Genomic DNA, 14,282 nt, shown 5'->3' on the forward strand with positions numbered 1-14,282 from the left:
GTCAGGTCTCCCTCAGCGTTTCAGCAACCGCCCGCGATAGATGCTGTGCGCTTTGAAAGGCGCATTCCACCCGGCCGCCCAGGCACCAGTCGCCGGCGGCGGCCAATCCGAGCTCGGCATCGATCAGAAATGGCGCACCCAGTGGCTTTTCCACATTGGCGTAGCGCCAGCGATGCAGATCGCGATGAGGAGCATCGGAATAGTTCTCGCCGGTCAGTTCCGCAACGCCGGCCAAGAGCTCGTGGGCAATCCAGTTACGATCCTCGTCCATATGCGCGTCCGCCCAATCATTGCGGCTGTGGATGACCAGGCATGGCGGCCCCTCGCGTCCGGGCTTGGAACTGTTGAGCGCGATCCAGCCCACTACGGGATGATGCGCGCGGATGGCCGCTGCTTCGAGCAATGGCTGCCGGTCGAGGCCGATCATCAATGTGAAACAGCCGCTCATTCGAACTTGCGCCAGTCGGTCCGCACCCGAGAATTCCGGCGGCAGGAGCCGCGCCGTCTGTGGCGCGGGCGCTGTGGAGATCACCCAATCGAAGGGGCCGGATGGTGCGTCTGTCTTATCGGTCAGAAGCCAGCGCCCGCTTTCTTTGCGAAGGGCCGAAATCTCCGTCGTACATCTGATATCGAGATCCTGTCCGATCGCGCGGGCGAGGCCGTTCATGCCGGGCGCGCCGACGAAACGACGGTCTTCGCTCTTCGTCGCCCCTGGCCTGCGATCGTCGATCTCGACGGGCCAAAGAGCCGTTGCGCCCAGGCGCATCGTCTCTTCCGTCAGCGCCAGAAAAGCCGGATCGCGGGCCGTGAAATATTGTGCTCCATGATCGAAGCGATAGCCGCTGCGGCGACGTTCCGCCATGCGGCCGCCGAGGCCCCTGCTTTTCTCGAATACCGTGACATCGGCGACGCCCCGGAGCTGGCTGGCCAATGTGAGACCGGCAAGGCCTGCGCCGATGACGGCTATGTTCGTTTGCATGGATTTCACTCTCCGCCGCGCGGCTGCATTTGGAAGTTTCTACGCGGCGGCGTCTGCCGAGGATTAGGGCGTGAGCCCTTTGCCATCAAGCCAATCGCGGATCAGCGTTTTGAGCCGCGCGCCGTCGAAGCTCGGAAAATGTCCGCCATGCACGAGCCGAACCGGCAGATCATGCAGACGTTTCATCGAGGCGACATAGTGCTTGGGATTGGCGTGATAGGTGTCCTCGATCAGCGGGCCGTCATAGACGATGTCTCCGGAGAACAGCATCTCCGTCGCCTTCTCATAGAGCGCAATGCCGCCCGGGGAATGGCCGGGCGTATGAATCACCTCGAAATGGCGATCGCCGAGATCGATGACGTCGCCGTCTTCGAGAATGCGGGTCGCGGGCGCGGCTTTGACCCCGTAGCATTTCGAGCAATAGGGCTCCGGCGGCAGTGCGTCGAAGATCTCGTCGGTCACGTAGGGATCGGCAAGCGTATTGGCGCGGGTCGGGTTTGCCAGCAGATCCGCCTCCGCCGCATGCACCGCCCGGCATTCGAACTCGTGATGGCAGCCGATGTGATCGAAATGGGTATGGCTGGCCACTGCTATCAGGTCGCGTTCACTCACCAGCGGGACCCATTCCCTCAGCGACACCACGCCCATGCCGCTGTCGACCAGCATGTCTCGATCCCGCCCGCGCACATGCCAAATGTTGCAGCGGTAGAATTCTTGGATGAAGGGCTCGGAGATGGCGGTGACGCCGTCGGCAAGCCTGCGGATGGCGTACCAGTCTTCAGGCATCACTCTTTTCATGTCAGACCTCATGCGGCGGGAAGGACGGCAATCGTGTCGGCATGCGCCGAAAGCGCCAGGCGGTCGCCGCGTTTTGGCTCCGCCGATTGCGGCAGATGCGCTGTGATTACCGTATCCGCTGAGCGGCTGGAGCGCAAATGGCAGCGCTGATGTGTTCCGAAGAAGGCTGCGTCTTCGACCAACGCCTCGCCGAAATCGACCATAGGCCCCTGCCCTTCTCCACGGAAATGTTCGGGCCGGATGACGAGCGATACCGATTGCCCCGCTTCGGGCGCGCCTGATGTGAAGGCGTCGCGCGGCAGAATATGCTGTCCCAGTGCGGTTTCGACCACTATCTCCTTGCCATCGAGCCCCGAAATGCGGCCGTTGAGAATATTGGCCTCGCCCATGAAGCCGGCGGCGAAAAGCGATCGGGGCTTGCGATAGATGCGCGAGGGCGCGCCGAAATCTTCGATCCGGCCCTTGTTCATCACCACGATCCGGTCGGCGATGGCCATGGCCTCCTCCTGGTCATGGGTGACATGCACGAAGGTCGTGCCGACGCGCTTCTGGATCGCCTTCAATTCGTCCTGCATCTGCCGACGAAGCTTGAGATCGAGCGCGCCGAGCGGCTCGTCGAGCAGCATCACGTCGGGATCGACGGCCAGCGCGCGGGCGAGCGCCACGCGCTGGCGCTGGCCGCCGGACAGTTCATGCGGCTTCTTGCCGGCGGAGGATTTCAAGCCGACGAGATCGAGGAATTCAAGCGCCTTGGCGTCGCGGCTCATCCGGTCCTGTCCCCGCATGCGCAGGCCGAAGCCGACATTGGCGAGCAGCGTCATATGCGGAAAGAGCGCGTAGTCCTGGAAGACGGTGGTGGTTGGCCGCTTGGATGGCGACACATGCGTCATATCGCGGCCGCCGATATGGATTTCGCCCTTGGAAGGTTCAAGAAAGCCGCCGAGAATGGAGAGAAGCGTGGTCTTGCCGCAGCCGGAGGGGCCGAGCAGAACGATGAATTCGCCTGCCTCGATTTCCAGCGACACATGGTCCAGCGCGGTGAACTGGCCGAAGACGCGGGTGGCGTTGCGGATCGACAGATCGGCGGTCATGGGCGGGTCCTTGCTTTTCTGAACACCGTGAACTCGGCGAGGAACAACAGCCCGATCGACACGAGGAAGACGAGGCTGCCGATGGCGTTGGTCTTGGGATTGAGGCCTGAGCGCAGCATGCTCCAGATTTCGACGGGAAGGGTGACGTCGAAACGCGAGAGCAGGAAGGCGATGATGAATTCATCCCAGCTGAAGGTGACCGAGAGGAAGAAGCTGGCGAGAATCGACGGCGCGAGCATCGGCGCCGTCACCAGCGCCACCACCTGCCATTCCCGTGCGCCGAGATCGCGGGCGGCGCGTTCGATATTGACCTGATGGCCGCCCATCGAGGCGTAGATGATCGCGAAGCAGAGCGGCATGTTGATGACCACATGGCCGATGCCGATGGTGAAGAGCGACAGCGGCACGCCCAAGCGGTTGAACAGCGCCAGCAAGCCCAGGCCGATGATCAATGTCGACACCGACATCGGCGCGGCAAGCAGCCCGCGCATCAGCGCCGAGGCAGGCAGTGTGTGTCTTGCCAGACCGTAAGCTGCGAGAAAGCCGAGAAGGCAGGAGACGAGCGAGGAGAAGACGGCGACGATCAGCGAATTGAACAGCGCGTCCATCAGGCCCCGATCGCTCAGCACTTCTCCGTACCAGCGCAACGTCAGCCCATGCAGCGGCGGCACCGGCAGCGACCCATCCTGGAAGGAGAAGATCACCAGCACCGCCACGGGCAGGAAGATGAAGATGTAGACGGCGGCCATATAAAGCGCGGAGATCAGAAGCGTGAGGCGGCGCATCAGTTTCTCTCCATCTTCAGCCAGCGGGCGGCGGCGAGATAAGCGACGACGACGACCGCCATCAGCACGATCGACAGGGCGGCGGCGAGCGGGAAATCCGCCCGGCGTCCGAGCTGCATCATGATGATCTGCGGCAGCGTCAACTCATTGTTGCCGCCGAGGATCTGCGGCGTGATGTAATCGCCGATGCAGAGCACGAAGGTCAAGAAAGCGCCGACCATGACGCCCGGCAGCGTCAGCGGCAGGATCACATGCCAGAAGGTCTGGAACGCGTTGGCGCCAAGATCGGCTGCGGCGCGGCGATAGTTCGGTGAAAGCTGGATGAGATTGGCGTAGATCGTCAGCGTCAGCAGCATGACGAAGAAATGCACGAAGCCGATCACCGTGCCGGCCCTGTTGGCCGAGAGTTGCAAGGGTTCCGACACCAGGCCGAGGGTCATCAGCGTCTCATTGACCACCCCGCCCTTCGACAGAACCAGCAGCCAGGAATAGGAGCGGACCACATAGGAGGTCCAAAAGGGCAGCACCGCGAGAATGAGCGCGAGGCGACGGAAGCGCGCCGGCACGATTTCGGCGATGATGAAGGCGAGCGGATAGGCGATGAGGATCGAGATGATCGTGACCGTCGCCGTGATTTCCAGCGACACGAACAGCGCTTTGTACATCGGCTCTTTGGTGAGGAAGGCCATGTAATTGACGCCTGTCCAGGGCGGGCCGATCTCCCGGCCCTGCCGGGTCCAGAGGCTGATCACCGCCATGAACAGGAAGGGGATCACGAAGAACAGCGCGGTGAAGCCGAGTGCGGGCAGGGTAAAGGCCCAGCCTCGTCGGCGTTCGGCGCGTTCGAATGCGGTGGATGACATGGGACGTCACTCTTAGGGAGGCGTTCGCACAGGGATCGATCGTCCGCGCCGGAACCGGCGCGAACGATGAAGGAAAACGCCGAAACGTCAGTTCTGCAGCATTTCCGTCCAGATATCCTGCATCTTGCCGTCGAGATCGGCGTCGACGACCGGATAGAGCTGGGTGTTCTTGAGATAGCCGGCCTGCTTGTCCCAGCGCAGCGCCGATTTCTGCTGGTCGGTGAGAATCGCGCCCGCCTTCTGGTTGGCCGGCATCGCCCAGTAGCAGGAGGAGGTCGCAAGCCGCGCCTGTCCTTCGGGGCTCAGGATATATTGCACGAATTTCAGCGCCAGATCCTGCTTGGTCGAATCCTTGAAGACGCCGATCGATTGCGACCAGCGCACTGCGCCTTGCTTGGGAACGGTCCAGTCGAGATTGGGCTTTTCCGCCGTCAGGCCAGCCGTCACCCATTCGCCGCCGCCGAGGATGATGTCGACTTCGCCCGAGACCAGCGCGGTCTGCGAGGAGACGACGTCGGAGACCTGGCGGGCGTTTTTCTTGAGCGCGATCAGGCGATCCTTGATCGCTGGCAGATCGGCTTCGGTGAGGCCGGCGGTCTTCTTGCCCATTTCGATGGCGGTGATGCCGATCAGCGGCAGGTAATAATCATAGACGGCGATCCTGCCTTTGTACTTCTCCGACCAGAGCTTGGAGAGATCCTCCATGTCGGCGGGGTCGACCTTGGTCTTGTCGTAGGAAATGGTGTTGTAGCCGAATTTCTCGGTGACGGCGTAGATCTTGCCGTCCTTGCCATTGTTCTCGTCCATGCGGACTTCGGGGAAGATGTCGCCCAGCGGCAGCTTGTCCTTCGGAAGTTCTGCCAGCAGGGCCTGCCCCGCCACGCGCGGAACATCGACGCCGTCGACCACGAAGACGTCCCAATCGCCGGGCTGGGATTGTTCGACGATGGAAAGGCCCGCGCCGGTGCCTTCATATTCCTTGAGATTGACCTTGACGTTGTTGGCCTTCTCGAACGGTTCGATCAGCGCCGGATCGGTATGGTCGCACCAGACCAGCGCATTGAGTTCTTCCTGCGCCCGGGCGGGGGCCGACAGGCCGAGAGCGATGACGGCGGTAGACAAGAATAGGCTGCGGACGCGCGCGCCCGTGAAAGTGCTTTTCATGATTTTCCCTCTGGTTGAGCGAATGATTTCGATCAGTCTGGCGCTCGTTCCGGCGCCTTGAGAAAAAAATTGAACGAATTCATTTTTTAAGTCAACATGGAAAATGAACCGGTTCAGAAAACGGCGCAGGGAGGAAGGATGACCAGTCTGAGGGCGAGGAAGAAAGCCGACAAAGAGCGGCGGATCCTCGAAGCGGCGACGCAGCTGTTTCGTGAACAGGGCTATGATCACGCGCGCATGGAGCATATCGCCGAACTGGCGGATGTTTCGGTCGGCACGCTCTATAACTATTACGAAAACAAGGGCGATATCCTCATGGCCACCGTCAATATGGAGGTGACGGAGGTGCTGGACGCCGGAGAAACCATCGTCGCCGATCCTCCTTTCGACGTGGAAGAGGCGGTGCATCGCCTGGTCGACCAGTATTACGACCACTCGCTCTACTATCTCTCGAAAGAGATGTGGCGGGCCGCCATGGCGATCTCCATCCAGCAGCCCGATACGCCGCTGTCGAAAGCCTATACCGAACTCGACCAGCGCCTTTCAGCACAGATGGTTCGACTGATCGAGACGCTGCAGGCGCGCCGTCTCGTCCGCCCATCCGTTTCGGCCCGGGCGGTGGGCGAAGTCCTGTTCAACAACCTCAATATGATGTTCATTGAATTCGTGAAGGACGAGCCGCAACCCCTCGCTGTGCTGAAAGCCAGGGCCGCTGAGCAGCATGGGCCGATCGCACGGTTGATAGCCCTCGAAAAGACCGCCATTTCCACGCTTGCGCGTTAACCATTACACTCGGAGACAGGGCGCAGGGGCAAAACCGGGGCAAAACGCCTCGAGGATTCTTTTCGATCCGATGCATATTTGATGTTACAAGAAATAATTCAATGAATTCATATAAATAATATGAGTGTCGTTTGTTGGACGATCCTCCGCCGCCGGGATTTCCAAGGGGTCCCAGATTTCATGGCGTCCCGCGCCGGGACGTTTGTGGCCGGCCTCCGAAATGGAATTTTAACCTTCATTTCCTATCAATGATGGTGTTCAAATTCCTTCAATGAGTGATCGAAGTTCATGCGTCTGCCGAGAACCAATCTTACCCCTGCCCAAATCGCTGATCTTGAGCAGGGAGCCGCTCCGGACGGCCTGCAATCTTCCACCTCCGGCGCCGGCAGTCTTGAGAAACTTCGCGAAATGGCCAGCAAGATGCGGCAGAGCGAGGGGGCGACCGACTGGGAGAATCATTTCTTCCTGGCCCCCAATGTCCGCTTCACCCGCACGCCCGAGCGCGTGTTCCTGACCGCCGATGCCGGTTCGCTCGACGCCGAAGCCGCCAAGGCGATCGAATCCTCCGTTGGCGGCGTGGTTGCGCCCGCCGCGCCGCGCGTGCTGCCAGAACCGGCGCAGCCTGTCGTCGCGCCTGAGGCTGTGGCTGCCAAGGCGCCGGCTCCCGCGCCGTCCCGTCCGCCGCTGCTTGCGCCGCAGATCCGCGCCGCTCGCGCCGCGGCCGCAGAGCGTCAGGCCCAGGCTCAGGCCCAGGCTCCCAAAATCGAAGCTCCCGTGTCGCCGGCGTCGAAGCCCGAGCCGGTCCTGCGCGCGGCCCAGGCGCCGACCATCAAGCTGACGTCGGCCGAACAACGTGGCGACGCCGACTTCCAGACCGCGATGTTGCTGACCGGGCGAATGGATGCGCCGTCTTACGGCGCCGAGCCCAAGATCGAGATCCGCCCGACTGCGACGCCGCTCAAGATTACGCCTCTTGAACAGGTTCCAGCCGCGCCGGCGCCGGTCGTCGCATCCGGACCGTTGACGGCCATGTCGCATCTCTCCGACTTCGCCTTCTGGGAAGCTCTGGAGCAGGAAGAGGAAACGCTTGCGCCGCCGCCGGTGATCTATGCCGAGCTTCGGCCGATCGCCAAGCCGGCAGCGCCCGTCCAGCGTCAGCCGCTCAAGATCGAGCCTGTGATGCAGCAGGCTGCCGCGCCGGAAGTGCGGGTTGCACCGATGCAGCCGGCTCTGTCGATGCGGCCGGCAGAAAACGCGCCGGCGAGCGTGGCCTTGTCTGCGCCGCAGGCCGCCGTCGATCCGCTCGCTGCTTCGGGTCTTGCTCTGAAACCGGTCGAGACGACGGAGGCTCCTGCCGTTGAGGCTGCTCCCAAGATGGCCTTCCCCTGGGCGCGCGGCGCGCGTTCGGCCGCGCCTGTTGTCGCGCCGAGCCCTGTCCAAGCGCCGATCGTGGCTGCACAGCCGATTTCCCCGGCTCCTGTCGCCATCGCCCCCGCGCCTGTGATCGTCGAGGACATGACCGAACCGCCGGCGCCGCCGCGCGCAGTGATGCCGCAAAAGGCGCTGAGCCCGGTTCGTCCTTCCGGCGGCATTCCCGTCGCGATGCCCTTCTCGATCGAGGCGATCGGCTTCAGCCGCGCTGCCGATGGTTCCTACGAGTTTCCGCCGCGCCAGTTGCTGCAGGACCCGCCGGAACGTCAGGGTTTCGTGATGACGCAGGAGCAGCTCGAGCGCAATGCAGGGCTTCTGGAAAGCGTGCTGGAAGATTTCGGCATTCGCGGCGAGATCATCCATGTCCGCCCGGGCCCTGTGGTCACGCTCTATGAATTCGAACCCGCTCCGGGTGTGAAATCCTCGCGCGTCATCGGTCTGGCCGACGATATCGCCCGCTCGATGTCGGCGCTGTCGGCCCGCGTCGCCGTGGTGCCCGGTCGCAATGTCATCGGCATCGAACTGCCGAACGCCACCCGCGAAACGGTCTATTTCTCCGAGCTGATCGACAGCCAGGATTTCTCCAAGACCGGCTTCAAGCTGCCGCTCTGCCTCGGCAAGACGATCGGCGGCGAGCCCGTGATCGCCGAACTCGCCAAGATGCCGCATCTCCTGGTCGCCGGCACCACCGGTTCGGGCAAATCGGTCGCCATCAACACGATGATCCTGTCGCTGCTCTATCGGCTCAAGCCGGAAGAATGCCGCCTGATCATGGTCGATCCGAAGATGCTCGAACTCTCGGTCTATGACGGCATTCCGCATCTGCTGACCCCTGTCGTGACAGATCCCAAGAAGGCCGTTCTGGCGCTGAAATGGGCGGTGCGCGAGATGGAGGAGCGTTACCGGAAAATGTCGCGCCTCGGCGTGCGCAATATCGACGGCTACAACGCCCGCGCCGCCCAGGCTCGCGCCACCGGCGAAACCGTATCGCATACGGTGCAAACAGGCTTCGAGAAGGGCACCGGCGAGGCGATCCACGAGACGCGCGACATGGACCTGTCGCCCATGCCCTATATCGTGGTGATCGTCGATGAAATGGCCGACCTGATGATGGTCGCCGGCAAGGAGATCGAAGGCGCGATCCAGCGTCTCGCCCAGATGGCCCGCGCCGCCGGCATCCATCTGATCATGGCGACGCAGCGACCCTCTGTCGACGTGATCACCGGCACGATCAAGGCCAACTTCCCGACCCGCATCTCCTTCCAGGTGACGTCGAAGATCGACAGCCGCACCATTCTCGGCGAACAGGGCGCTGAACAGCTTCTCGGCCAGGGCGACATGCTGCATATGGCCGGCGGCGGCCGCATCGTCCGCGTTCACGGCCCCTTCGTCTCCGACGAGGAAGTCGAGAAGGTCGTGTCGCATCTGAAATGCCAGGGCAAGCCTGACTATCTCGACACCGTCACCACGGATGAAGAGGAAGACGGCGAGGCCGAGCAGGATCAGGCCGTGTTCGACAAGACGGACATGGGCGGCGATGACGGCGATCTCTACGACAAGGCCGTCAAGGTGGTGTTGCGCGACAAGAAGTGCTCGACCTCCTATATCCAGCGCCGTCTCGGCATCGGCTATAACCGCGCCGCCTCGCTGGTGGAGCGGATGGAAAAGGAAGGTCTGGTGGGCGCCGCCAACCATGTCGGCAAGCGCGAGATCATCAGCCAGCGCGATCAGGCCCCGGTCGCCGAGGAAGAATAATCAACCCGCTGCGGCGCGTCGCTCCCGGGCGGCGCGCTCCGGTCGCGGAGGCGGAAGCATGGATTCCTCTTCCGCATCCTGCGGCTCGCCCCAGAAGGCGTCGAGCCGCGGGCCATCCTTGATGCGCTTGTCGCGGAACAGGTAATTCTTCCATTCGAAGAACCAGACGCGCCGGCCCATCCTGGTGTACCAGCGCATGGCGTGGCGGACATCTTTATCCGGGTGAAACAGGATGCGCGCGAGCGCCTTGGGCCGCGCCTGCATCATCACTTCGATCGTCTTCATCCACAGCGTCAGCCGCCAGGAGGGAAGGCCCGCTTCCAGCACCTGATGCTTGTAGTCCCATCGGCGCTGATCAAGCTGAATCACCTTGCGGTCGGCGGCGATGCGAAAATAGGGCGTCCAGCGATGCGGCGTCACATAGAGCGCCTGGATCTGATCCGGATCGTAGGCCAAGAGCACCCGGAACAGCCGCCAGAGATCGGCGTCGCGCTCCTGCTTGAAGCCTGCGACCCAGGTGGCCATGGAAATGATTCCATGCGCCCGGAGCAGTTCGATCGCCTTGCGGTCCTTCGCCGTGGAGCCACCCTTCTTGATGAGATCGAGCGTCGATTCGTCGATATTCTCCATGCCGAGCAGCCAGCGGATGACCCCGGCCTTCTTGTAGAGATGCAGAATATCGGCGTCGCGGACGATATCGTCGGCGCGGGTCGAGCCGACCAGCAGCACCTTCACATTCTCTGCGATCAGCGCTTCGAGAAAGGCGAGCCAGGCCTTGCGCGACGAAGTCGGGTTTTCGTCGGCGAAATTGAACACTTCGACGCCCTCTTCACGATGCAGGTGTGCGATCTCCTTGGCGAAGAGGACGGGATCGCGGTGCCGCCAGCGGGTCCAGAAGCCGCGCTGGCCGCAATAATTGCACAGATGCGGGCAACCGCGCGAGAACTGCACCACCACGGCCCGTTTGCCGCCCCAATAGCTGTAATCGGCATGGTCGATCAATTCCCAGCCGATCCTGTGGGCGTCGAGATCGGCGATGGCCGCCGAGGGACGTGTGGAGACGATACGATCGCTTGCGCGATAGGCGATGCCGGGAATAGTGGAGAGATCGGCGCCCTCGACCAACGCTGTGATCAGTTTCAGAGCCGTCTCCTCCCCCTCGCCGCGCACGATGGCCGAGACATAGGGCTCGTCGTTGAGGATTTCCCGCCAGTGATAGGTGGGGAAGACGCCGCCATAGACGATGGTGATCTCGGGTCTCAGCGCCACGATCCGCTGCGCAGCGAGCTTGATGACCGGATGCCCCGAAGTGGAGCCGGAATGGCCGAACAGCACCGCGTCCGGCTCATGCCGGAGCGTTTCGGCGACAAGAGCGTCGACCGTCAGGTTTTTGAGATCGCCATCCACCAGTCTGACATCATGGCCGGCATCGATCAGCGGCCCGCCGATGGAGAGCAGGCCGAGCGGCGGCAGGTGATCATCCGGAATTCTGCTGCCGATCGATGGATGCGGAGCGTTGACGAGTGCGATGCGCATGGCTGTTGTCCCTTCGTTGTTTTTCCCGAGAAGAGACGGGGAAGGTGGCGGTGTTGAGCCGGAATTGTCCGCGAATCGCGGCGGCTTTGCGGAAAAATCAGGGCTGAAGCGGAGAGCTATGTGAGGCTTGGCGATCTGGCGCGCGGTTTGCGTCTCTGCGTCGAGATGGACAGGAACAAGCATCGACAGGTGAACCAGATGGACGACGCGCGTTTCCCGCGGATTGTAAATTGGAACCTGTTCTTCGTGTTTCACGAGATCATCAGAACCGGCGGCGTTTCGGCGGCGGCGAGATCGTTGAACCGCCAGCAGCCCAGCGTCAGCGCTTCGCTGAAGCGTTTGGAAGAGCAGTTCGGAACGGCTTTGTGCGAACGCAACGCCCAAGGCGTTCAGCCGACGGAGGCCGGACGGGCGCTGTATCAACTCTCTGAAACCATGCTCGCCCAGGTGCGGCGAATGCCGCATGATGTTGCGCTGGCGGCGGGACGCGATCGCCCCCCTGTGCGGTTGCTGATGATCTCGGATCTGGTGTCGCCCGAACTCGACCAGGCCACCGCCGCCTTTCATCGCAACCGTCCCGGCGCTGCGGTCCGGCTCGAAGTGGCGCCCTGGCGGGCCGTCGTGGCGGCGCTCGAAAAAGGCGAGGCGGATATCGGCGTCACCTGCGACGGCGCGGCCTCTCCAAGCCTTGCCTATACGCCGCTGACGCGCGAAATCCAGCAACTCTATTGCGGGTCGGGCCATCCCCTGTTCGGAACGTCGCCCCGAGAACCATACGACTATGCAGGCGAGGGTTTCGTGCTGACCGGCGACGACGAGCCGGAGGAATTGCTGGCCTATCGGCGCGCGCATGGATTGGGATCGCCGGTGCTGGCGATCGCCGAGACACTGTATGAGACCCGACGTTTGCTGGAGCTCGGCATAGGGGTCGGTTTTTTGCCCACGGCGGTGGCCGAGCGATCCACGGCGGAAGGCAAGCTCTGGCCGCTTTTGCCGCGTCACTGCCTGTTGTCCTACGACGTCCATGTGGCGGTGCGCCGCGGCAAGGTCAGCGCCGATGCGCAGGCCTTGCTCGGTCTGATCCAGAGCGCGCTGAGCCCCGCCCGGGCATAGGCTGCGTCTATGCCCCCATCAGTGAATTCCGCCTAGGCGGAAGGTCACGCTCCGGCCATCATGACGATGGTCAAATTCGGAGCGGACAATGGCGGCGATTGATGAATGGGCGGGCGTGTGGCGGCGGCGCTGGATCGCCTGGCCGGATGGCAGCCGGGACGATCGCACCGATGTCACATGGGTGCAGGGGCCGTCCTTGTTCGTCGATCTCCGGCAGCCAGCGGGACGGCCGGATTTCGACGGTGTGGATAGCCTGGACGCCTGCACGTCGGAGCATCTGGCCTGGCTTGCCCGTCAGGAAGGCTTTGCCGGTCAGTTCGATTTCGACGGGACGCATCACCACTGGCGTCGCATCTTCGATTTTCAATCCGCCTCCCCTCCTCCCGATGTCGGCGCGCTGCATGGCCATGGCGATCACGCCATCGAGATCGGCCGCGACGCTCCCTATGTCGAATATTGGGCGCGGGACGGAGAAGATCAGGCCCCTGCCGCCGCGCTCAGATTCGAAGACGAGCAAGGACGCGCCGGCTTTCTCGTGCGAACAGGCGATCTATTCGCCGTGGCGTTCGATCGTCCGTCGGTTCTGCCTTCGGACAAGCCGCTCGCGGAACTTTCGACGACGGCGAGCGCTGAAGACATTCGACCGCTGCTCGATTGCGACATCTCGATCGGCGAGATCCGGGGCGGGGCCTGGATCATCACCGCATCCAGCCTGCCTTTCCGCGAAGGGGAAGACCTTGCGCCGCAGCGTGTGCGGGACAGGCTCGCATTCGGAGCGGCAGCCTCGGAGACTCGTTGGCGGATCGTCGCCGAAGAAGCTTCGCCCGCAGATTTCGCTCTCTTTTCATCGGCGAACGCCGGAACTTCCGTCTAGAAAGGAAACACGCATGCGCAGTCCGACAGAATTCGACGCCGTTCCCGTTGTCGACGTATCCGGTCTCTTCAGCGACGATCCCGCGCGTCAGGCCAGAGTGGCCGAAGAGCTTGGCGCGGCCGCCCGCGATGTGGGCTTTCTCTATGTCACCGGCCACAATGTTCCCCAGCATCTCTATGACGGGGTTCTCGCCGCCGCCAAAGGCTTTTTCGCGCAGCCGATGGAGACCAAGATGGCCTCCTACATCGGCAAGTCGCGCAATCATCGTGGCTATGTGCCGGAAGGCGAGGAGGGATTCGGCTCCGGCCCGAAAGACAAGAAGGAAGCCTTCGATCTCTCGATCGATCTGCCCGATGATCCGGACTATCTTGCTGGGAACCCCATGCTCGGACCCAATCAATGGCCTGATTTCCCGGGTTTTTCAGAGGCGGTGAAGGCCTATTACGATGCGACGTTCGCCTTTGGCCGGGTGCTGATGCGCGGCTTCGCCATGGCGCTGGGTGAACCGGCTGATGTCTTCGACGGGTTTCTCGTCAAGCCGCCGAGCCAGCTGCGTCTCATCCATTATCCGTTCAATGAGGAGGCCGAAGATCGCATGGGCTTCGGCGCCCATACCGATTTCGAATGCTTCACCTTGCTGCGATCGACCGCGCCGGGCCTGGAGGTGATGAACGGAGCCGGCCAATGGATCGATTCGCCGCCTCTGGACGGAGCCTACACCGTCAATATTGGCGACATGCTGGAACTGATGACCAATGGCGAATTCGTCGCCACCTCGCATCGCGTCCGCAAGGTCAAAGAAGAGCGCTATTCGTTTCCGCTGTTCTTCAATCTCGATTATTACGCCGAGGTGAAGCCCCTGCCCCGTTTCGTGCGTCCTGGCGAGACGCCGCGTCCGGCTTTGCTGGCGGGCGAACATCTCTATGCCCAGACCATCAAGGCCTTCGCCTATCTCAAGGAGCGGCTTGCGCGCGGGGAGATCCAGATGCCGGGTTATGTCGATGAAGCCGCCGCGACATTCGGGCGTGAGGCGAAGACTGCGCAGGGCTGAGCAAGGCAAACGCCTGCCATTTGCGCCTTTTTGTGCCTAAGGCATAGGCACGTGAGCGC

Annotated in this window: 12 protein-coding genes; 5 read left to right on the top strand and 7 right to left on the bottom strand. The window is 62.5% G+C overall.

Annotation, left to right across the window (positions count from 1 at the left end; translation table 11 throughout):
* Position 1 precedes the first annotated feature (1 nt).
* The 6 genes from E8Q41_RS08515 to E8Q41_RS08540 all read right to left on the bottom strand — a co-directional run bounded on the left by E8Q41_RS08515 (position 2) and on the right by E8Q41_RS08540 (position 5,680).
* On the bottom strand, positions 2–979 hold the full coding sequence (locus E8Q41_RS08515; protein ID WP_137155098.1) for an FAD-dependent oxidoreductase: 978 nt from the start codon (positions 977–979) through the stop codon (positions 2–4).
* A 63-nt stretch (positions 980–1,042) separates the two neighbouring features.
* Positions 1,043–1,777: an MBL fold metallo-hydrolase gene (locus tag E8Q41_RS08520; protein ID WP_137155099.1), complete on the bottom strand. Its 735-nt coding sequence runs from the start codon at positions 1,775–1,777 to the stop codon at positions 1,043–1,045.
* An 8-nt stretch (positions 1,778–1,785) separates the two neighbouring features.
* Positions 1,786–2,868 (bottom strand): ABC transporter ATP-binding protein, encoded by a 1,083-nt coding sequence (locus tag E8Q41_RS08525; protein WP_137155100.1) that lies wholly within the window; start codon positions 2,866–2,868, stop codon positions 1,786–1,788.
* Positions 2,865–3,653 carry an ABC transporter permease gene (locus E8Q41_RS08530; RefSeq protein ID WP_137155101.1) on the bottom strand — a complete coding sequence of 263 codons (789 nt, stop codon included), beginning with the start codon at positions 3,651–3,653 and terminating at the stop codon, positions 2,865–2,867. Before E8Q41_RS08530 ends, E8Q41_RS08525 begins: the two co-directional genes overlap by 4 nt.
* Positions 3,653–4,516, bottom strand: coding sequence for an ABC transporter permease (locus tag E8Q41_RS08535; RefSeq protein WP_137155102.1), 864 nt, complete (start codon positions 4,514–4,516; stop codon positions 3,653–3,655). Before E8Q41_RS08535 ends, E8Q41_RS08530 begins: the two co-directional genes overlap by 1 nt.
* An 87-nt stretch (positions 4,517–4,603) precedes the next feature.
* Positions 4,604–5,680, bottom strand: coding sequence for an extracellular solute-binding protein (locus tag E8Q41_RS08540; RefSeq protein ID WP_137155103.1), 1,077 nt, complete (start codon positions 5,678–5,680; stop codon positions 4,604–4,606).
* Between the two features lie 138 nt (positions 5,681–5,818).
* Here E8Q41_RS08540 and E8Q41_RS08545 point away from each other — a divergent pair, with 138 nt between their 5' ends.
* Positions 5,819–6,463, top strand: coding sequence for a TetR/AcrR family transcriptional regulator (locus tag E8Q41_RS08545; protein ID WP_137155104.1), 645 nt, complete (start codon positions 5,819–5,821; stop codon positions 6,461–6,463).
* Between the two features lie 408 nt (positions 6,464–6,871).
* On the top strand, positions 6,872–9,649 hold the full coding sequence (locus E8Q41_RS08550; protein ID WP_246660125.1) for a DNA translocase FtsK: 2,778 nt from the start codon (positions 6,872–6,874) through the stop codon (positions 9,647–9,649).
* Here the strand turns inward: E8Q41_RS08550 and bchE are convergent, their stop codons facing one another.
* Positions 9,650–11,185, bottom strand: coding sequence for a magnesium-protoporphyrin IX monomethyl ester anaerobic oxidative cyclase (gene bchE / locus E8Q41_RS08555; protein WP_137155106.1), 1,536 nt, complete (start codon positions 11,183–11,185; stop codon positions 9,650–9,652).
* Positions 11,186–11,305: 120 nt separating this feature from the next.
* Between bchE and E8Q41_RS08560 the strand changes: the two genes are divergently transcribed.
* The 3 genes from E8Q41_RS08560 to E8Q41_RS08570 all read left to right on the top strand — a co-directional run bounded on the left by E8Q41_RS08560 (position 11,306) and on the right by E8Q41_RS08570 (position 14,223).
* The gene (locus tag E8Q41_RS08560) at positions 11,306–12,298 is read left to right on the top strand and encodes a LysR family transcriptional regulator (RefSeq protein ID WP_137155107.1); all 993 of its coding nucleotides are present in this window, start codon (positions 11,306–11,308) and stop codon (positions 12,296–12,298) included.
* 88 nt (positions 12,299–12,386) lie between these two features.
* Positions 12,387–13,172, top strand: a complete 786-nt coding sequence (locus E8Q41_RS08565) for a hypothetical protein (RefSeq protein ID WP_137155108.1) — start codon at positions 12,387–12,389, stop codon at positions 13,170–13,172.
* A 13-nt stretch (positions 13,173–13,185) separates the two neighbouring features.
* Positions 13,186–14,223 carry a 2-oxoglutarate and iron-dependent oxygenase domain-containing protein gene (locus E8Q41_RS08570; RefSeq protein ID WP_137155109.1) on the top strand — a complete coding sequence of 346 codons (1,038 nt, stop codon included), beginning with the start codon at positions 13,186–13,188 and terminating at the stop codon, positions 14,221–14,223.
* Positions 14,224–14,282 lie beyond the last annotated feature (59 nt).

The sequence above is a fragment of the Rhizobium sp. FKL33 genome (assembly GCF_005222915.1).
Taxonomy (GTDB): Bacteria; Pseudomonadota; Alphaproteobacteria; order Rhizobiales; family Rhizobiaceae; genus Rhizobium_E.